Origin of the sequence: Pseudomonas sp. S04, from assembly GCF_009834545.1 — a bacterium.
Taxonomy (GTDB): Bacteria; Pseudomonadota; Gammaproteobacteria; order Pseudomonadales; family Pseudomonadaceae; genus Aquipseudomonas.
The window spans coordinates 4,855,939-4,874,100 of sequence record NZ_CP019427.1 but is presented as its reverse complement, the minus strand read 5'-3'; the positions used below and the strand labels follow the sequence as shown (position 1 = coordinate 4,874,100).

Here is an 18,162-nt window from a genome sequence, read left to right as displayed (position 1 = left end):
AGCCAAAACCTGTACATTTCGCCAATCGGGGCGATTATCGCCCGTTACGCTGAGGCCTGGACTGACGTTATGAACAAGCCTGCCCTTCCTGCGATTCCGCTATTCAAACTCTATGGTGAAAGTCTGGACTGGCCGACACCGGACTTGCTGCATTGCGAAACGATCTCCCAGCGCAGCCGCGAACACCAATGGAAAATCAAACCCCACCACCATGCCGATTTATGTCAGTTGCTGTTTGTATTCAAAGGCCAGGCAGAACTCGAAATCGAAGGCCAACTGACCCGGCTTGACGAGTCTGGCATCCAGATCCTGCCGGCGCTGTCGATCCACGGTTTTCGCTTCAGTGAGGATGTCGAGGGTTTCATCCTGACCCTGGCGGCCCCGCTGGTGGTTCATCTGCAAGCTCAACTGGGTCATTCGATCAACGCCCTGGCCCAAGCTGAAAGTTACCTGGCGGGCGCTCAGGCCGAGTACCTCAATAGCCTGTTCGGCGCCTTGCAGGCGGAGTACAACGGCCATCAACCGGCGCGCGAGATGCTCATGCATGCTTTGGTCAGCGTGATTCTGGTCTGGGTCAGTCGCCAGGTGATCCAGCGCCATAGCACCCACCAGCGCCCGCAGCGCGCCCGGGAATACCTCAACGGCTTCATTCAACTGGTGGAAGAGAATTATCGCCAGCACGTCAAGGTCGAGGAATTGGCCCACCGCCTGGGAATTTCCGTGTCCCACCTCAACGGCACGTGCCGTGAGCTGGCGGGGCAGCCGGCATTGCAGATCATGCACGAACGCCAGTTGCTCGAGGCCAAGCGCATGCTGACCTACACCAGCATGACGATTTACGAGATGTCCGATCTGCTGGGCTTTTCCGACCCGACCAATTTCACCCGGCTGTTCCGCCGCCGTGTCGGCATCTCGCCCAAGGCCTTTCGTGATCGCTTGAAGAGCGATCAAGAGGGCGCGCGGTCTACCTGAGTGCGTTCAGGGTCGCGTTGTGTGGAATGCACTGGTCAACGCCACAACTGGCCGCGACCCTGGGTTGCTGCCTGGCCTGTTCGACACGGTAGGCGGCGGTGCCATATAGCGCCAATGTGGCGGTGCAGGTAATGAAGATCGCGAAATACCGTCTGGTTTTAATGTTCATGGCATCGACCTCTGAACGAATACCCGGGGGTACTACTATCAGCATAGGTCAGTTGTGCCTGGACGCCATGAATGCTGCCTGCGTTTGTAGGCGGACATTCAGGCGATTGATGGTGCAAAGTCTTTAAAGCCCCTTATCCCATTCCGGCTCTTGTGCAAATCTCGCCACCAGGAAGTCCAGCATGCTGCGCAATGCCGCCGGCATGTGCTTGCGTGATGCATACACCGCGTACATGTTGAGCTGCCGTGGCTCGGCGTGAGGCAGCAGGCGCACCAGTTCGCCGCGGTGAATGTGCACATGGGCCTGGTAGCTGGGCAGCATGGCTATCCCGGCGCCGGCCATGGCGGCGCGCAGCAGGGTGCTGGCCTCGTTGGCGCTGATATTGCCCTGCACCGGCACCGAGACCTGTTCACCCGCCTGCTCGAAGTGCCACAGGCTCTTGCCGAAGTAGGAGTGAGTCAGGCAATTGTGCAGGCTCAGGTCTTCGACCCGCTGCGGCGTCGGGTGTTCGAGCAGGTACGCCGGGGAGGCGCAGATCAGCGAGCGGCAGACAGTCAGGCGCCGGGCGATCAGGTTCGGGTCCAGGTCGTTGCTGGTGCGAATCGCCAGGTCGATGCGTTCATCCACTAGGTTCACCGTGCGGTCGAGCATTTGCAGGTCGATGCTGACCCCGGGGAAGCGCTTGACGTAGACGGCCATGGCATCGGCCAGTTGCGCCTGGCCGAACGAAGTACTGACGCTGATGCGCAGCAGGCCGCGTGGGGCGTCATCCGGCTCGCTGACGGCGGCCTGCATGTCGCTCGACAGGTCGAGCATCTGCCGGCAGCGGGGCAGGATCTCGTTGCCGGCGGCGGTCAGGCTCAGCTTGCGAGTGGTGCGGTGCATCAGCCGGGCGCCGACCCAGTCTTCCAGTTCCGCCAGGTAACGCGACACCACCGGGCGGGAGAGGTCCAGATGATCGGCGGCGGCCGACTGGCTGCCGAGGTCGACCACGCTGACGAACACGCGCATTGCTTGAAGACGATCCATGATTTGCCCGCTTTCAGAAACAAACTATGTTCAAGCATCGCATTTTTTGTAGCGAGTAAGGCAACTAAGCTCTGTCCCATCGCCAAACCCGGCCCACGGAACACGGAGCAGCACCATGATCGGTTTCAGCACCTTCAAACGCCTTTTACTGGCCACCGCCACCCTCGGTTTTGCGGCGCATGCGGCGGCCGCCAGCCCGGCATTGACCCTGGATGTGTATAACCCGGGCACTGCTGCCACCTTCCCGGTGAGCTCGGTGCTGGTCAGCGGCGAAAAACAGGCGATTCTGGTGGATGCCCAGTTCGGCAAGTCCCAGGCCCAGCAGGTGGTGGAGAAGATTCGCGCCAGCGGCAAACAGCTGACTACCATCTACATCAGCCACGGCGACCCGGATTACTACTTCGGCCTGGACACCCTGACGACGGCATTCCCCAACGCCAAAGTGCTGGCCTCGCAACCGACGGTGGATCACATCAAGGCCACGGTTGAAGGCAAACTGAAGTTCTGGGGCCCCCAGATGGGCGCTGACGTGCCGGCTAAAACCATCATCCCCGGCGTGCTCAAGGGCCATAGCCTGAGCCTGGAAGGCCAGACCCTGGACATCGTGGGCCTGGACGGCAAGCAGCCGGATCGCAGCTTCGTGTGGATCCCGTCGATCAAGGCGGTAGTCGGCGGGGTGGTGGTCGCGGAAAACATCCACGTCTGGATGGCGGATACCCAGACCGCGCAGTCCCATGCCGACTGGTTGAGCACCCTGGACGGCATCGTCAAACTGCAGCCGCAGACGCTGGTTCCCGGTCACTACCTGGGTGACAGCAGCCGCTCGCTGGCCGCCGTGCATTTCACCGCCGAGTACATCAAGGCCTTTGATCAAGAAACCGCCAAGGCCAAGGACTCCACCGCGCTGATCGCTGCGATGCTCAAGCGCTACCCGAACCTGGGCGAGGAAAGCTCCCTGGAGCTGAGCGCCAAAGTCGCCAAGGGCGAGATGCAGTGGTAACTCGTCACCCTGTCATTAGCCAACCGCAATCACTGGAGCACTGTTCATGAGCAAGATCGCACTCATTGGCGCCACCGGCCGTGCCGGTAGCCAACTGCTGGAAGAAGCCCTGCGTCGTGGCCACAGCGTCACCGCCATCGCCCGCGACACCTCGAAACTCAGCCCGCGTCCGGGTGTGGTGAGCAAGAACGTGGACGTTCTCGATGCAGCCGCCTTGCAAGCGGCAGTGGCCGGCCACGACCTGGTGATCAGCGCCGCACATTTTGCGACCATCCCGGCCAGCGCCGTGATCGGCCCGGTGCAGGCGGCCGGGGTCAAGCGCCTGCTGGTGGTGGGCGGTGCCGGTTCGTTGTTGTTGCCAGATGGCAGCCGGGTCATCGACGCCCCGGACTTCCCGGCCGAGTACAAGGCCGAGGCCAGTGCCGGCGCGGTGTTCCTCGACACCTTGCGCCAGGAGCAAGAGCTCGACTGGACCTTCCTCTCACCGTCCGCGCTGTTCGTTGAAGGTCAGCGCACCGGGACTTTTCGTATCGGCCGGGATGACTTGCTGGTGAGTGCTGAAGGCAAGAGCTGGATTACTTTCGCCGACTATGCGATTGCAATGCTCGATGAAGTAGAGAAACACGCTTATTCCCGGCAGAGATTTACGGTAGGTTACTGATTGAATATTAAAAAAAGGCCACTGAGTGGCCTTTTTTTTGCGCGCTTATCGGAGCCGGTGTGTGCTGTTGTCGCATCGAGTGCTTTAGTACAGGTTGGGCGCAGCGTTGAATAGCAAAAGAGTATTTGGTCTATGTATAAGTTGTTTTTAGGGGGCGTTTTTAGAGGTCTTACGGTATTCAGGTTCAACGTCTTACGTTATCTGCTTCTGCTGGGAAGTTGTGGGCAAGGGTGTTGGCGCGATACGGTTACTTGACAGTCAATGTGTTATTCGTTGCTTCAGGCAGTGCATGAATAAGCATTTAAATCGTAGCCGTATTTTTAGTGATGCGCCGGAGGATGTATGGAGCAGGAGTTAGAGTTGGCAGCTGATCAGTTGCAAAGCATAGCGGAGCAAGTTGTTCCAAAGTTGGAGGGCGTTACTAATGTGGTGGAGGCCGCCAAATTCGTGCCGGTTCAGTATTTTGGGAAGCGGGTGGAAAATATTGATGAAGAGACGTTCATCGTAAAGAAGAGTCATGTGCTGTCAATTAAGCGATATGTTAGTGCGGGGCTTGCCTTGCCGGTAAATATCAGTGAGGTTGAAGCTTTCCTGGGCTATCGTGAGTCGGGTTACGAAGCGCTTGACCCAGCGAGCATGCAACGCCTTCATAAGGATATTCATCAGCATGCAATGTCATGGGCAACGCTGGAGCGTAGAACAAAGGATGTTGGCAATCAGTTGGATTTGTTTGCCAGCACGTTTATCGAGTCGGGTACGACCATTGTCGGGTTTTTGAAGGGCAGCGAAGCTTATAAAAATTTTCAGGGCAATGTTGATTCATTGAGCGAGGATGAGAAAGAAAGTTTGGCTGCTATTCCGCTTGGCAGTACCGATTCAAAGCGTGTTGAAAACCTCGGCAAGGCATTGATGTGGGCGCGAAAGGATATCGCGGAGTTCTATCTGGACGTCACCAGCGTCAATGGGTTGGCTATTGAATTTTCACGCAAGATATCGGATGAGTTATTGATTAAGGTGGCACACAAACAAAAAATTGTTGATGAGGCGCGTATTGACAGTAGCGAAGAGGTTGATGAGCTTCGTAAGCAATTAAAGTCGCTTGATGAGGCGATTGCCGAAAAGCAGTCAGAGTATGATAGCCAAGTGGGATATGCTTTTACCGGGCTGGTGTTTGGTCCGATTGGACTGCTAGTGACCGGTGGTATATTTGGTGCCCAGGCAGAAGAAACAAGAGCGCAAAAAAATCTGTTGTTAGAACGTAAGGAGGACTTGCTTGGTAAGTTGTCGAAGGCTCGGTTGTCGCGAAGCCTGATCACCCTGGCGACCAACTTTACCGAGCTGCGTGCATTGATGAAGGATGCCGAGCAAGGCATCAAGTGTATCGAGGATGTATTGGGTATTGTCTGGAGTAGCCTGGGTGTGTCTCTGGAGGCATTTGAAGATAATGCGACTGAGTTGGATCTGATTTTGCTGGTGCTTAATCTTCAGGCTATTTTCGAGCCGTGGAAAACCATTAAGGGGCATGCTAAAGCGCTGTCAGCTGTTTTTAATCAGATTGTTGAAGACTAATTAAGTTGTTTTTTTGTTCAGGGATGAATATAACCATGAATAACTATAGATTGTTTGCGGCTGGTCATTATGCGGTGCCCGATACAGCTGCGATGAGGGTCGCCAAGGACCGGCTGAACATGAGTGCGGCAGGTCAGGATTTTGATTTTCTACCCTCATTGAAAGAAAAACTTGCGTTTGTCGGGGGCGAGCTCAATGACGCACATCAACAACTGTTCGACGATATCAAGAAGGTTCATGCGGCATTGGCCAACACTGGATTCGTCGCAACGTTGACCAGTATCCGGGAGGTTCGAAGCCTCACTGATTTGTCCTCCGTAGTGAAAGATCAACAAACAGGCAAGCTCCTCAATCAAGGGGTTGAGCGGGTCAGCGGTTCGCAGGTGATGGTGGCTACTGCCAATTGCAATCTGGCGAGCGTGGTCCGGGAGCTTGACTCGGTCAGTTTCGCTGAGTCAGCCGGTAATTTGCCTAGTACCTTCAGTTCTGAGGTGGCGACTATTGAACGGCGCATTGAGACCGACAAGAGGGACCTTGAGAAGCTCGCTGCGGAGAAGCTATTTATCGATGACGCCATTCAGCGGTTCAAGGTGCCGGGCTGGCTGGCTATCGTCAAAAGCCTGCTACCGAGCGTAGAGGAAATTCAGGCCGCGATGAAGCTGGTCGCGACTCAAAAGCCGGAAAAGGAGTTCCTGCAAATGGTGCTGAACAAGCTCCAGGGAAACCTTGAGGGTGTCGACCAGGGGCGTCAGTTCACCAATTTGGCGCAAGCCAGGGATGCCGTGCGCGAACGGACGACGATGCTGGGTGCCAGCCTCAAGTCCGACGAGTTGCAAGCCCGTGAGTTGCGACGCAAGCTCCGAGCATTGGATGAGCTGGACGCACTGGGGGCAGTGATTCGTAGTTGGCGGGAAGAAGTCGCCAAGGTCGCTTTGGCCTACACAAATTTTCTCCAGGACAACATGCCTGGGTCGATAACGGATGTGGCGGCGTTCGAGGCGACTGCCGAACGTTATGAGGCATTTCAGCGCTATTTGAAAGCCATCAAGAAAAGCTGATTCATCAAATGAATCGAAGGTCATGCCAAGTGCATGACCTTGTTTGTTTTGCAGGCAGTGGAGCTACACCGTCGAGCGCTCATCACGTTGTTGTGCCTGCAGTATCAGCCACTCCATCAACTCGCGCAGCTGCGGCGACGGTCCCGGCTTTTGCGGGAACACCAGGTAGTACGCCAGCCCCGTGCGCACCTTCAGCGCGAAAGGCATGACCAGCCGTCCGGCACTCAGGTCATCGCCAATCAGCGACCAGTCACCAATCGCCACCCCGGTGCCTTGAGAGGCCACCGACATCGCCAGGTCGAGGGTCTCGAAGTGCTGGCCCTTGCCCACGGTGCTGAGGTTGACGTCCGCCGCTTTCAGCCAGGCTTTCCAGTCCCGTTGATCCCGCGTGGGGTGCAACAGCAAGTGCCGGTCGAGGTCTGCCGGGCTGTGCAGCGGCACCGGGCCATCGAGCAGCGGCTGGGAGCAGACGGGCGTCAGTTGTTCATCGAACAGGCGCAGCGACGCCAGCGTGCTGTCCGGTGGTGCGCCGTACATTACGGCGGCGTCGAACTGTTCGCGGTGAAAGTCCACCCCGTGATGCACCGTGGTGGTCAGCTCCACCGGCACGTCCGGACGCTCCTTCTGCCATTGCAGCAAACGTGGCAGTAACCAGCGCATCACGCAGGTCGGGGCCTTGAGCTGCAGGGTTTCGCGGTGCGCGCCGACCTGTTCCACCGCCTCGTCGATCAAACCGAACACCTGCTGGATGCGCGGCAACCATTCCTGGCCTTCGACCGTCAGGCTCAAGCCGCGTGCCTGGCGGTGGAACAGCGCGTACCCCAGGTGTTCCTCCAGCCCGGCGATCTGCCGGCTCACCGCGCCCTGGGTGATGTGCAACTGCTCCGCCGCCCGGGTGAAGTTGCAGCACTGGGCCGTGATCAGAAACGTGTGCAGGGCGGGGAGGGGAGGAAGTCGTTTCATGGGACGCCAAGGCATGAGGTGAGGACATGGCGAGTATGACTTTTTATCGATTGTTGCGGCTACCCGCAGACCGTTCCAATAACGCCATGACTGAGCCCCGTCGTGCAGCAACCAATGTCGCGCGGGGTCAGCGTCTCAACGAACAAGAAGGGCAAAGACATGGCGACGTGCGGCGAAGTATTGGTCAAGTTACTCGAAGGCTACGGGGTCGAGCAGGTATTCGGCATTCCCGGGGTCCACACCGTTGAGCTGTATCGCGGGCTGGCCCGTTCGAGCATCAACCACGTCACGCCGCGCCACGAACAGGGCGCCGGGTTCATGGCCGACGGCTATGCCCGCACCAGCGGAAAACCTGGGGTGTGCTTCATCATCACCGGTCCCGGCATGACCAATATCACCACCGCCATGGGCCAGGCCTATGCCGACTCGATCCCGATGCTGGTGATCTCCAGCGTGCAGTCGCGCAGCCAGTTGGGCGGCGGTCGCGGCAAGCTGCACGAACTGCCGAACCAGGGTGCCCTGGTGGCAGGTGTGGCGGCGTTTTCCCATACACTGATGTCGGCCGCCGAGCTGCCGGGCGTGCTGGCCCGGGCCTTCGCCCTGTTCCAGGCCGGGCGTCCGCGTCCGGTGCACATCGAGATTCCCCTCGATGTGCTGGTGGAAGACGCCGACGCCCTGCAAGGCAGCCAGCCGGTAAACATTACCCGCGCTGGCGCCGCGCCGTCGGCCGTGGCACAGATGAGTGAACTGCTGGCAAACGCCCAGCGTCCGCTGATTCTCGCCGGTGGCGGTTCGATCGAAGCCGCCGTCGAACTGACCCGCCTGGCCGAGCTGCTGGACGCGCCGGTGGCCCTGACCATCAATGCCAAAGGCATGCTGCCCGCAGAGCACCCCTTGCTGATCGGCTCGACCCAATCCCTGGTGGCGACCCGCGCCCTGGTAGCGGACGCCGATGTGGTGCTGGCGATCGGCACCGAACTGGCGGAAACCGATTACGACGTGACCTTTGCCGGCGGCTTCAAAATTCCCGGGACGCTGCTGCGGGTCGACATCGACCCGGACCAGACCGTGCGCAACTACCCGCCGAAAGTCGCGCTGGTGGCGGATGCGCAATATGCCGCCCAAGCCCTGCTCGATGGCGTGGCCAAACATGCCCTGGCCGAGCGCCGTAGCGATTGGGGCCAGGCCCGCGCGGCCAGCCTGCGGGCTGAACTGGCAAGTACCTGGGACGCACCGACCCTGGCCCAGACGCTGTTCCTGCAAACCGTGCAGGAGGTCTTGCCAGAGGCGGTGTTCGTCGGCGATTCAACCCAACCGGTGTACAGCGGCAACCTGACATTCAATCCGCAGCGCCCGCGTCGCTGGTTCAACTCATCCACCGGTTACGGCACCCTCGGTTACGCTTTGCCGGCGGCCATCGGCGCCTGGCTCGGCGGTGGCCAGGCGCGCGACACCCGGCCCCCGGTGGTGTGCCTGATCGGTGACGGCGGCCTGCAGTTCACCTTGCCGGAACTGGCCAGTGCCGTGGAAGCGCGCACACCGGTGATCGTCCTGCTGTGGAATAACCAGGGCTACGAAGAGATCAAGAAGTACATGGTCAACCGCGCCATTGAACCGGTGGGCGTCGACATCTATACCCCGGATTTCATCACCGTGGCCAAGGGCCTGGGCTGTGCGGCCCAGACCATCAATGGGCTGGATGAACTACGAGCGGCGCTGCGGGCCGCGGTGGATCGCCAGGGCCCGAGCCTGATTGAAATCGACCAGGATCAATGGCAGAAGGCGGTGTTGGCATGAGCTTCCCGATTACCCAGGACGGTTTGTACATCGATGGCCAATGGTCGGCGGGCAGCGAACACCTGCGGGTCATCAACCCGGCGACCGAAGCCCTGTTGACCACTGTCAACGGCGGCGACGAAACGGCGGTGGATCGCGCACTGAGTGCCGCCACCGCGGCCTTTGCCCAATGGTCGAACACCTCGGGCGCCGCGCGCGGGGCGATCCTGCGCCGCATTGCCTCGGGCGTGCAGGCAGGCCGTGAACGGCTGATGTACCTGCAGTCGAGCAACAACGGCAAACCGCTGTTTGAAGCCGGGATCGACGTCGATGACGTGATCGCCACCTTCGAGTACTACGCCGGCCTGGCAGAGGCGCTGGACGCCAGTCAGGACCGCCCGCTGGAGCTGCCGAGCGAGGCGTTTGCCGCCCGCGTGCGCCGGGAGCCCTGCGGCGTGGTCGGGCTGATCGTGCCGTGGAATTTCCCCATGGTCACCACCGCCTGGAAACTCGCACCGGCCCTGGCCGCCGGTTGCTGCGTGGTGCTCAAGCCCTCCGAGGTCACTCCGCTGCCAGAGCTGGAACTGGCGGCGATCATCGCCCAGAGCGGCTTGCCCAACGGCGTGTTCAATCTGGTCTGCGGCACAGGCCTGGCGGTGGGGGCACCGCTGTCGGGCGATCCGCGGGTGGCGAAGATTTCCTTCACCGGCAGCAACGCGGTGGGCGTCCAGGTCATGCAACGGGCGGCTGAAACCATCAAGGGGGTGAGCCTGGAACTGGGCGGTAAATCGTCGTTGCTGGTGATGGCCGACGCCGACCTCGACCTGGCGGTGGAGCTGGCCAGTGGCGGCGGATTCTTCAACGCCGGGCAGATGTGCTCCGCCACCAGCCGGGTGCTGGTGGCCGATGCACTGGCGGACGAGTTCCTGCAACGCCTGAAGAGTCGTGCCGAGTCGATCCGCGTGGCTGAGCCGTTCGACCCCGAGGTGGAGATGGGCGCGCTGGTCAACCAGGCGCAATACCAGCGAGTGCTGGGCCATATCGATCGCGGCCTGAGCGCCGGTGCGCGGCTGGTGTGTGGTGGCGGGCGTCCGGCGGACCTGCCGCGCGGGTATTTTTTGCAGCCGACGGTGTTCACCGACGTGCCCCTGGACAGTGCGCTGTGGTGCGAGGAGATCTTTGGGCCGGTGCTTTGCGTGCGCCGTTTTGCCAGTGAGCAGGAAGCCATCGCGCTGGCCAACGACAGTCAGTTCGGCCTGGTGGCCAGTGTCGTCAGCGGCGATGCGAGCGCTGCGCAGCGGGTCGCCGACGCGCTGCAGGCGGGGCTGGTGTGGATCAACGCGCCGCAAGTGATCTTCCCGCAGGCCGCCTGGGGTGGCTACAAGCAGAGCAGTCTCGGTCGCGAGTTGGGGCCGTGGGGTTTGCAGGCATTCCAGGAAATAAAACACGTGATTCGCGCCGTCTGACTGCCCGAAAACGGGCCCTGCATGCCTCGTCACGAGGCATGCGTGCGGGACATGGCACCAATGATTTTTTTTCGATTGTTGCGCTCAGGGCGTGACCTCAGGATGAACCCGCCGACATCGCCAAAGCCCTTGTAGCACAGGGGTTTGCAGCGATCGAACAGCGCGGTCGCAAGGGATGCAGCCACCTCAAATCAACAACAATAGAGGGAGTCCTTCATGGGCGAGCATGATCTGAACAGAAGACAATTCATCAAGACCGTTGGGGTCGCCTCGGTGGCGGCCGCCGCCATGAGCATGCCGTTCATCCGCGCCAACGCCAGTGATACGCGCTTTCAAGGCAAGACCTTGCGTCTATTGACCTGGTCCGATGACACCGGCCTTGCGGCACTGCGCAACATCGCCGCGACCTTCGAGGCCAAGACCGGCGCCAAGGTCATCGCCGACCGCACCGGCAGCACTTCGGAAATGGTCGCCAAGCTCAAGGCCGGTGGTGATCGCCCGCAGTACGACATCATCACCCTGGCCGGAGTCGGTGCCGAAGGCCTGGCCGCCGCCGGCCTGCTGGAAAAACCCGATCTCAATCGGATTCCCAACCTGCTCGATGTGCCGGAGAAATACCGTACTGGCGCCAACGGCCACGGCATTGGTTACCTGCTGTGGTGCAACAGCCTGGTCTACAGCACCCGCACCCTGAGCGAAGCGCCAACCAGCTACGCCGCGTTGTGGGATGCGGAGCTGGCGCCGAATATCTTCCTGCCGCCGCCGAACTGGACCGAGGCCATGGACCTGATCATCATCGCCGCGAAACTGGCCGGCGGTGACGAGCACAACATCGAGCCGGGCTTCAAGAAGCTCGCCGAGCTCAAGGACCGGGTAGTGACCCTGGGGGAGAACCCCAACCAGATCGCCGAGCTGTTCCGCACCGGTTCCCTGGACATGGGTGGGCTGTACGCCCCGGCGTTTTTCCCCAAGCAGATCCGCGATCCGGCCTACGGCCTGGGCGCCACTTTTGGCATGAAGGAAGGTTTCTATACCGACCTGATGCTGTCGGTGATGCCGAAGAACCGTCCCGGCGACACCGACCTGGCCTACGCCTTCATCGACCACTCTTTGGACCCGCTGGTCCAGGGCAAGATGGCCGAAGACATCTTCAACGGCCCGGTCAATGCCAAGGCCATCATCTCTGCCGAGGCCCGCAAGAGCCCATTCATCCTGACGCCGGAGCAGATTGCCGAGAAGGCGATCATGCACGACAACGCCTTCCTGGCGAGCGTGCATGACCAATGGATTCGTCGTTACACGGAAATCTTTTCTTCCTGATCTGAATCGCGGGGAGGTTCTTCGAACCTCATCGCTGGCAAGCCAGCTCCTACAAGAATCATGCACGACCTGTGGGAGCTGGCTTGCCAGCGATCGAGTGCGCAGTACTCGCCATGCCCCGATCTTCCATTGACGAGATCATTGCTATGGAACACCAACCCCTGACCCATCCGGTCGGCGCAGCTGTCGTGCGTCGCAACCGGGGTGTATCGCCGACGGCGCGTGCCTGGTTTTTTCTCTCGCCCTCGATGCTGTTCCTCGGCGTGCTGATCATCGCCAGCCTGCTGGTGCTGCGCATGAGCGTGGGCACCAAAGGTGCGGAGTGGAGCGGTTTCAGCCTGGCCAGTTACGCCCAGTTGCTGGAACCCTATTACCTCAAGTCCTTGCTGCTGACCCTGCGCCTGGCGCTGATCAGCGCGGTGATCGCCGTGGTGCTGGCGATCCCGGTGGCCTACACCATGTCGCGCCTGACTTCGCCTTTGCTACGGCGGGTGTTCCTGGCGGCGGTGCTGTTGCCGTTGCTGGTCAACCTGCTGCTGCAAAGCTATGGCTGGCTGGTGATTCTCGGCCCAGGCGGGATGCTCAACCAGGCCTTGATGGGCCTGGGCCTGATCAAGCGGCCGATCATGCTGCTGTACAACCAGAACGGCGTGTTGATGGGCCTGGTGCAAACCGCGTTCCCCCTGGCCGTGTTGCCGATCGCCAGCGCCATGCGTGGGGTTGCCCGGACCTATGAAGAAGCCGCGGCGACCCTTGGTGCCAGTCGCCTGCAGGTGTTTCGCCAGGTGGTGCTGCCCATGAGCCTGCCCGGCATCATTACAGGTGCGACCCTGGTGTTTGCCTACAACGCCAGCAGCTTCGTGGTGCCCTTGCTGCTCGGTGGCCGCCGCGTACCGATGCTGGCGGTGATGGTGCACGACCAGATCGCCCCGCTGATGAACTGGCCCGCAGCGTCTGCCGCCGGCGTGGTGTTGATTGTCACCACGCTGGCGATCATGGCTCTTTCTGAATACATCACCGGCCGTCGCCGGCGCATGCTGGAGGCTTCGTTATGAGTCGTTTGTTCAAGCCACGCCAGGCGCTGTTGCCGGGCGACACCGGCAAGCTGGCAGGAGTGTTGTCCGGTTGCATCCTGCTGCTGGCGGTGTTGCCAATCCTGACCATGATCGTCATGTCGTTCAGTGGCGCGTCGAACCTCGACTTCCCGCCCAGCAGCTACAGCCTGCAATGGTACAAGGCCGCCTGGCACACCTTTGTCTCGCCGGATGCCAGCGATGTGCTGAGCCTGGGCAAGGCCATGACCACCAGCTTGATGGTGGCGTGCCTGACCATGATGTTCGCTACCTTGATCGCAGTGCCCGCGGCCTATGCCCTGACCCGTTGCGAGTTCCGCGGCAAGGCGGTGGCCCTGCAACTGATGTCGTTGCCGCTGGTGTTCCCGATGGTGGTGCTGGGCTTGGCCTTGCTGCTGGTATTCGATAGCCTGCCGTTCCAGATGGCCACCTCGCGGTTGGTGATTGCCCACGTGATCCTGGCCTTGCCCTTCGTGGTGAAGAACTGCACGGCGGCAATGCTGTCGATCGGCAGTGAAGTCGAAGAGGCGGCGCAGATGCTCGGCGCCTCGCCGACCCGGGCGATTGTCGATGTGGTGGTGCCCATGATGAAGTCGGGGATCCTGGCCGGGATGCTGCTGGCGTTCATCGTCTCGTTCAACGAGTTCACGGTGACCTACTTCCTCTACACCATCGATGTCATGACCGTGCCGATCTGGATGTACAGCCGCACGGTGTCATCGCTGGATCCCACCGTTTTTTCGTTTGCCGTGCTGATCGTGCTGATCGACTTCGTCCTGATCTGGGCGTTGGAGAAGCTGGTGGGCGAAGGCGGCGTTTCCTTCTGATTGCTTGAGGTGATTCACATGACTGGTCTGATTCTGGAAAACGTCGAGAAACACTACGGCTCGGCCTGCGCGGTAAGGGACGTCAACCTGCATTTGCCCGAGGGCAAGCTGGTGTGTTTTCTCGGCCCCTCGGGCTGTGGCAAAACCACCTTGCTGCGGATGATCGCCGGCCTGGAAACCCTCAGTGGCGGCGAAATTCGCCTGGACGGCGAGGACATCGGCAACACCCCGGCGCACCTGCGCAACTTCGGCATGGTGTTCCAGTCGCTGGCACTGTTCCCGCACATGACCGTGGGCGAGAACATCGCCTACCCCCTGAAGCTGCGCGGCGTGGGCAAGGCCGAGCAGCAGGCGCGGGTGGTGGAGTTGCTGGAACTGATCCAGCTGCAAGCGATGATCGATCGCCCGGTCGCCAAGCTCTCTGGGGGCCAGCGCCAACGGGTGGCGATTGCCCGGGCAATTGCCGCGCACCCGAAAATTCTCCTGCTCGATGAGCCGCTGTCTGCCCTGGACGCCAAGCTGCGGGAGTCGATGCAGGTGGAAATCCGCCAACTGCAACAGCGCCTGAACATCACCACCATCATGGTCACCCATGACCAGCGCGAAGCCATGACCATGGCTGACATCGTGGTGGTCCTGGGTGAGCACCGGATCCAGCAGGTCGGCACGCCGATCGAGATCTACCGGCACCCGGCCAACGCGTTCGTGGCGGACTTCATCGGCTCCGGCAACATCTTCCCGGCGACCGCGCTGGGCAACGGCAGGGTCAGCTTGCCGGGCGGTGACGCGCTGGCGGTGCCGATCTGCAGCAGTATCGTGGTCGGCGAGAAGCTCAAGATGCTGGTGCGCCCCGAAGACCTGCAACTGTCCCATCCCCAGGCAACTGCGGGTAATCGCCTGCTGGGCAAGGTGACGTTCGTGCGAGATATCGGCGCAACCATCGAAACCACGGTGGAGTGCTCCGGAGTCTCGCTGACCGCCTTGAGCACACCGTGCCAGGGCATTGGGCTGAGCATCGGCAACCCGGTGTCGGTGACCATTCCGTCCGAGGCTTGCCGCGTATTGGGTGCCTGACTGGCCGCTCGCTCCTCTAATGTGGGAGCGAGCCTGCTCGCGATGGGGCCATCAGGTCTGATCAGACAGACAGTCGCAACCGCGCCAGGTCCCGCAGCGGCGGTGCGCCAAACAGCCGGCTGTATTCGCGGCTGAACTGCGAGGGGCTTTCATAGCCCACGCGATATCCCGCCGCCGAGGCGTCGAGGCCTTCGGCCAACATCAGGCGCCGCGCCTCCTGCAGGCGCAGTTGCTTCTGGTACTGCAACGGACTCATGGCGGTCATTGCCTTGAACCGGTGGTGCAGGGTCGAGACGCTCAGGTTCACCTCGCGGGCCAGGTCATCGATACGCAATGGTTGCTCGAAGTTGCCGTTGAGCCATTTGATCGCCTGGCTGATGCGATGGCTCTGGCTGTTGGCGATGGCGATTTCGTACAGCCGGTGGCCTTGGGGGCTGCGCAGCAGACGGTAGAGAATCTCCCGGCGGATCAGTGGCGCGAGCATGGCGATGTCTTTGGGGGTGTCCAGCAAACGCGCCAGGCGCAGCACCGCGTCGAGCATCGGTTGATCCAGCTGTTCGACATACAGGCCCCGCCCGGTAGGGCGGGCAGGTACGCCAAGGGGGCCGGCATCGGCAATCAACGCGGTGATTTCCGTCGGGTCGATGTCCAGGCGCAAGGCCAGGATCGGCACTTGGGGCGAGACATCCACCACCCGTCCGCTAAGGGGCATCGAGACCGAGACCACCAGGTAGTTGAGCGGGTCGTAGTTGAACAGTTCGTCGGCCAGCCTGACCTCTTTGCGCCCTTGGGCCATGATGCACAGCGCCGGCTGCGCGAGCACCGGGGCAAAGTCGTGGGACTGGCTGTGGCGTGACAACACCAGCGCGTTGATGGCAGTGGTGTAGCTGCCGTCCTCCTGGGTGTTACGCCGGATGATGGCCGCCAGTTCCGCGCGCTGGTGCTCCAGGCTGGCGTCAAGTGGCGTGTGGTTGGAATCCACAGGTGACATGGCGAACATCCTCGGTAAGGCTGATGGGATGGGCATAGCTTAAGTTTGTGCAAGTCTTGGGGCTAGGCCGATCCTGCGCAAAACTTGCCTGATCCTGCGGTGGTGGTAGATACCGCCTGCAGAACCGCAGCAAAGGGCTGCGATCGTTGCTTGAAACACTCTTGTCATCTTCATCGGGTAGATGCGCTGGACACAGCGATGCGCCGGCGGTCGGCGCAGGATTGTGCAACAAGCCGGCAGGAATCGACTAACCAGTCTTGAGCCTGGCGCTTATTCTCTGGTCCTGTCGCAGCTTCTCTCAGGCTGCCGATTGTCTACATCCAGGGAGCGATGAACATGTCCATGCAAATCCCCGTCAGCCATATGGCGTTGGTCCGGGCCCAGGCAGGCCGCTCGATGGAGTTGGGCGCGCGTTTGAGTTGCCTGATCGAGCCTACGCGCCAGGCCAGTGGCAACCTGCACTTTGCCCTGCAGCACTCATTGTGCGACCCCCAGCTGTGGCTGGTGTCCGGCTCCTGGGTTGACCAGCCGGCCATGACCGCCTATTTCAGCAGCCCGGCCATGGCCGTTTTCGGCGAGTTGGTCCAGGAGTTAGTAGTTCATAGCCTGGACTTCCACACCTTCAGCGATGTCGGCGCCGACCAGGCTCGCGCCGGGCATCCGTCCTGCGATGCGCTGGCCATGCAGCAGTTGGCCGGCTGAAGGTTTAGAATGGCCGACTTTCCATTGGCCAGGATCCGCAACATGGCACGTAAAGAGTTTGCACAGTTCGAAGCCGTTTCTGCCGCCGTGCGCGGTGACGAAGGTTACACCGCGGCCATCGCCGTCAAGGCCCTCGGTGGGGCGGGCGCCCCGCGTTTCAACAAGGTACTGATCGACCAGACGTTCAACACCGCCCTGGAGGCCGACCTGGCTGCCGAGCAGCAACTGGCTCGATTGGCCGACGTCGGTGAGGACGGTGAACTCATCTGGTAAAGCAATACCTCAAGCCTTGGTCGCCCCCGGGCGGTGCATCTTGAACAGGGCCTCAGGCCCTAGCTGGAAGTAATCCGCCGGACCGCCGCCGCGCAGAATCGGTTCTGCCGCGGCGGTGTCGTACACCCCATCCTTGAGCAGCCATTTGGCGATATGCACGGCGACCACTTCGCCGAGGATCAGCCAGCTCGGCACCAATTGCTGGTCTGCACGCTGCAACTGAATGATCTGGGTCACCTTGCACTCGAAGGACACCGGGCTTTGCGCGACGCGCGGCACCTGGATGATTTTTGAGGCGACGGGGGTGAGCCCCGCCAGTTCAAATTCGTTGACGTCGGCGGGGACCATTGCGCAGCTCTGGTTCATCTGCTCGGCCAGCGGGCGGGTGGCCAGGTTCCAGGCGAACTCGCCGGTCTGTTCGATATTGTTCAGGCTGTCTTTGCGTCCGACGCTGGCGAACCCGATGATCGGCGGGATGTAGTTGAACGCATTGAAAAAACTGTAGGGCGCCAGATTCAGGCGGCCTTGGCCGTCCTGCGAGGAAATCCAGCCAATAGGCCGTGGGCCGACGATGGCGTTGAACGGGTCGTGGGGCAGGCCGTGGCCCTGGGCAGGTTCGTAGAAGTGGATATCGTCGGGCATGGGCGGATTCCGTCAAGGTGAGGCGCAATAGTGCAGGGCGATCGCCAGTATTGCCAGTGTGTCGGGGCGAGCAAAAAGCACAAAGCCCGACGTGAGCCGGGCTTTGTGGGGGGCATTCACGGCTTAGCTGATGGAGGCAGAACCGGTGCGATCGTAGCCATCTTCGGCAACGGTCTGGCCTTGCGGGGTGCGCTCGTAGCCATCTGCAGCCAAGGTAGCAGCGCCGGTGCGGTCGTATCCATCAGCGGCGACTGCCGAGCCGGTACGGTCAAAGCCATCGGCGGCGAAGGTGTTGGCAGCCAGTACGGAGAGGGTCAAGGCGAGGATCAGTTGGGTTTTCATGGTCTGTGCTCCAGGTTCGTTGACGTTTTGGGCGTGCGGTATGGAGTTCATACTACTCGCTCAAAACTGATCTAAAAGCGCAAAAATTAGCCTTTAGTGATCGGTTAATTCGATGTGTTTGCCGTCACTGACAGATTGCAGTGCGGCTTCCCCCAAGGGGGCCGAATGCCATGGACGGACGAGACGTCGTTCAGGATTCAGATGACAGCAGAGTGTCGTAGGGGAATTAACGGATCATTAATCGGGAGGGGAGGT

Annotated in this window: 18 protein-coding genes; 13 read left to right on the top strand and 5 right to left on the bottom strand. The window is 60.9% G+C overall.

Going from position 1 to position 18,162, the window contains the following annotated elements; all coding sequences use genetic code 11:
- Positions 1-69: 69 nt before the first annotated feature.
- Complete coding sequence (locus PspS04_RS21645) at positions 70-972, top strand: helix-turn-helix domain-containing protein (RefSeq protein ID WP_159997689.1); 903 nt, start codon at positions 70-72, stop codon at positions 970-972.
- Positions 973-1,264: 292 nt separating this feature from the next.
- Here PspS04_RS21645 and PspS04_RS21640 read toward each other — a convergent pair whose 3' ends face one another.
- Positions 1,265-2,170, bottom strand: a complete 906-nt coding sequence (locus PspS04_RS21640; RefSeq protein ID WP_159997687.1) for a LysR family transcriptional regulator — start codon at positions 2,168-2,170, stop codon at positions 1,265-1,267.
- Positions 2,171-2,285: 115 nt separating this feature from the next.
- Here PspS04_RS21640 and PspS04_RS21635 point away from each other — a divergent pair, with 115 nt between their 5' ends.
- The 4 genes from PspS04_RS21635 to PspS04_RS21620 all read left to right on the top strand — a co-directional run bounded on the left by PspS04_RS21635 (position 2,286) and on the right by PspS04_RS21620 (position 6,458).
- Positions 2,286-3,170, top strand: a complete 885-nt coding sequence (locus PspS04_RS21635) for an MBL fold metallo-hydrolase (RefSeq protein ID WP_159997685.1) — start codon at positions 2,286-2,288, stop codon at positions 3,168-3,170.
- Between the two features lie 46 nt (positions 3,171-3,216).
- Positions 3,217-3,831: an NAD(P)-dependent oxidoreductase gene (locus PspS04_RS21630; protein ID WP_159997683.1), complete on the top strand. Its 615-nt coding sequence runs from the start codon at positions 3,217-3,219 to the stop codon at positions 3,829-3,831.
- A 342-nt stretch (positions 3,832-4,173) separates the two neighbouring features.
- A complete protein-coding gene (locus tag PspS04_RS21625) occupies positions 4,174-5,400 on the top strand; it encodes an alpha-xenorhabdolysin family binary toxin subunit A (protein WP_159997681.1) in 1,227 nt (408 codons plus the stop codon).
- A 35-nt stretch (positions 5,401-5,435) separates the two neighbouring features.
- Positions 5,436-6,458: an alpha-xenorhabdolysin family binary toxin subunit B gene (locus PspS04_RS21620; protein WP_159997679.1), complete on the top strand. Its 1,023-nt coding sequence runs from the start codon at positions 5,436-5,438 to the stop codon at positions 6,456-6,458.
- Between the two features lie 63 nt (positions 6,459-6,521).
- Here the strand turns inward: PspS04_RS21620 and PspS04_RS21615 are convergent, their stop codons facing one another.
- Complete coding sequence (locus PspS04_RS21615) at positions 6,522-7,421, bottom strand: LysR substrate-binding domain-containing protein (RefSeq protein ID WP_159997677.1); 900 nt, start codon at positions 7,419-7,421, stop codon at positions 6,522-6,524.
- 159 nt (positions 7,422-7,580) lie between these two features.
- Here PspS04_RS21615 and PspS04_RS21610 point away from each other — a divergent pair, with 159 nt between their 5' ends.
- From PspS04_RS21610 to PspS04_RS21585, 6 genes are all read left to right on the top strand, one after another.
- On the top strand, positions 7,581-9,218 hold the full coding sequence (locus PspS04_RS21610; protein ID WP_159998902.1) for a 5-guanidino-2-oxopentanoate decarboxylase: 1,638 nt from the start codon (positions 7,581-7,583) through the stop codon (positions 9,216-9,218).
- Complete coding sequence (locus PspS04_RS21605; protein WP_159997675.1) at positions 9,215-10,663, top strand: aldehyde dehydrogenase family protein; 1,449 nt, start codon at positions 9,215-9,217, stop codon at positions 10,661-10,663. The genes PspS04_RS21610 and PspS04_RS21605 overlap by 4 nt, the downstream gene beginning before the upstream one ends.
- Positions 10,664-10,879: 216 nt before the next feature.
- Positions 10,880-11,983, top strand: coding sequence for an ABC transporter substrate-binding protein (locus tag PspS04_RS21600; RefSeq protein WP_095165834.1), 1,104 nt, complete (start codon positions 10,880-10,882; stop codon positions 11,981-11,983).
- Between the two features lie 146 nt (positions 11,984-12,129).
- Positions 12,130-13,038, top strand: a complete 909-nt coding sequence (locus tag PspS04_RS21595; RefSeq protein WP_159997673.1) for an ABC transporter permease — start codon at positions 12,130-12,132, stop codon at positions 13,036-13,038.
- Positions 13,035-13,883, top strand: coding sequence for an ABC transporter permease (locus PspS04_RS21590; protein WP_159997671.1), 849 nt, complete (start codon positions 13,035-13,037; stop codon positions 13,881-13,883). The genes PspS04_RS21595 and PspS04_RS21590 overlap by 4 nt, the downstream gene beginning before the upstream one ends.
- Positions 13,884-13,901: 18 nt before the next feature.
- Positions 13,902-14,957 (top strand): ABC transporter ATP-binding protein, encoded by a 1,056-nt coding sequence (locus tag PspS04_RS21585; RefSeq protein ID WP_159997669.1) that lies wholly within the window; start codon positions 13,902-13,904, stop codon positions 14,955-14,957.
- Between the two features lie 61 nt (positions 14,958-15,018).
- Here PspS04_RS21585 and PspS04_RS21580 read toward each other — a convergent pair whose 3' ends face one another.
- Entirely contained in the window at positions 15,019-15,948 is a 930-nt protein-coding gene (locus PspS04_RS21580) for an AraC family transcriptional regulator (RefSeq protein ID WP_095165827.1), read from the bottom strand.
- A gap of 336 nt (positions 15,949-16,284) precedes the next feature.
- Between PspS04_RS21580 and PspS04_RS21575 the strand changes: the two genes are divergently transcribed.
- Positions 16,285-16,650 (top strand): putative quinol monooxygenase, encoded by a 366-nt coding sequence (locus tag PspS04_RS21575; RefSeq protein ID WP_159997667.1) that lies wholly within the window; start codon positions 16,285-16,287, stop codon positions 16,648-16,650.
- 9 nt (positions 16,651-16,659) lie between these two features.
- Positions 16,660-16,923: a hypothetical protein gene (locus PspS04_RS21570; protein WP_174244595.1), complete on the top strand. Its 264-nt coding sequence runs from the start codon at positions 16,660-16,662 to the stop codon at positions 16,921-16,923.
- Between the two features lie 9 nt (positions 16,924-16,932).
- Here PspS04_RS21570 and PspS04_RS21565 read toward each other — a convergent pair whose 3' ends face one another.
- Entirely contained in the window at positions 16,933-17,565 is a 633-nt protein-coding gene (locus tag PspS04_RS21565) for a flavin reductase family protein (RefSeq protein WP_095165822.1), read from the bottom strand.
- 123 nt (positions 17,566-17,688) lie between these two features.
- A complete protein-coding gene (locus PspS04_RS21560; RefSeq protein WP_159997665.1) occupies positions 17,689-17,907 on the bottom strand; it encodes a hypothetical protein in 219 nt (72 codons plus the stop codon).
- Positions 17,908-18,162: the final 255 nt, after the last annotated feature.

Excerpts from the sequence above, each read along its gene's own strand:
- PspS04_RS21645 (WP_159997689.1), top strand. The coding sequence starts at position 70 with ATGAACAAGCCTGCCCTTCCTGCGATTCCGCTATTCAAACTCTATGGT.
- PspS04_RS21640 (WP_159997687.1), bottom strand. The coding sequence starts at position 2,170 with ATGGATCGTCTTCAAGCAATGCGCGTGTTCGTCAGCGTGGTCGACCTC.
- PspS04_RS21635 (WP_159997685.1), top strand. The coding sequence starts at position 2,286 with ATGATCGGTTTCAGCACCTTCAAACGCCTTTTACTGGCCACCGCCACC.
- PspS04_RS21630 (WP_159997683.1), top strand. The coding sequence starts at position 3,217 with ATGAGCAAGATCGCACTCATTGGCGCCACCGGCCGTGCCGGTAGCCAA.
- PspS04_RS21625 (WP_159997681.1), top strand. The coding sequence starts at position 4,174 with ATGGAGCAGGAGTTAGAGTTGGCAGCTGATCAGTTGCAAAGCATAGCG.
- PspS04_RS21620 (WP_159997679.1), top strand. The coding sequence starts at position 5,436 with ATGAATAACTATAGATTGTTTGCGGCTGGTCATTATGCGGTGCCCGAT.
- PspS04_RS21615 (WP_159997677.1), bottom strand. The coding sequence starts at position 7,421 with ATGAAACGACTTCCTCCCCTCCCCGCCCTGCACACGTTTCTGATCACG.
- PspS04_RS21610 (WP_159998902.1), top strand. The coding sequence starts at position 7,581 with ATGGCGACGTGCGGCGAAGTATTGGTCAAGTTACTCGAAGGCTACGGG.
- PspS04_RS21605 (WP_159997675.1), top strand. The coding sequence starts at position 9,215 with ATGAGCTTCCCGATTACCCAGGACGGTTTGTACATCGATGGCCAATGG.
- PspS04_RS21600 (WP_095165834.1), top strand. The coding sequence starts at position 10,880 with ATGGGCGAGCATGATCTGAACAGAAGACAATTCATCAAGACCGTTGGG.
- PspS04_RS21595 (WP_159997673.1), top strand. The coding sequence starts at position 12,130 with ATGGAACACCAACCCCTGACCCATCCGGTCGGCGCAGCTGTCGTGCGT.
- PspS04_RS21590 (WP_159997671.1), top strand. The coding sequence starts at position 13,035 with ATGAGTCGTTTGTTCAAGCCACGCCAGGCGCTGTTGCCGGGCGACACC.
- PspS04_RS21585 (WP_159997669.1), top strand. The coding sequence starts at position 13,902 with ATGACTGGTCTGATTCTGGAAAACGTCGAGAAACACTACGGCTCGGCC.
- PspS04_RS21580 (WP_095165827.1), bottom strand. The coding sequence starts at position 15,948 with ATGTCACCTGTGGATTCCAACCACACGCCACTTGACGCCAGCCTGGAG.
- PspS04_RS21575 (WP_159997667.1), top strand. The coding sequence starts at position 16,285 with ATGTCCATGCAAATCCCCGTCAGCCATATGGCGTTGGTCCGGGCCCAG.
- PspS04_RS21570 (WP_174244595.1), top strand. The coding sequence starts at position 16,660 with ATGGCCGACTTTCCATTGGCCAGGATCCGCAACATGGCACGTAAAGAG.
- PspS04_RS21565 (WP_095165822.1), bottom strand. The coding sequence starts at position 17,565 with ATGCCCGACGATATCCACTTCTACGAACCTGCCCAGGGCCACGGCCTG.
- PspS04_RS21560 (WP_159997665.1), bottom strand. The coding sequence starts at position 17,907 with ATGAAAACCCAACTGATCCTCGCCTTGACCCTCTCCGTACTGGCTGCC.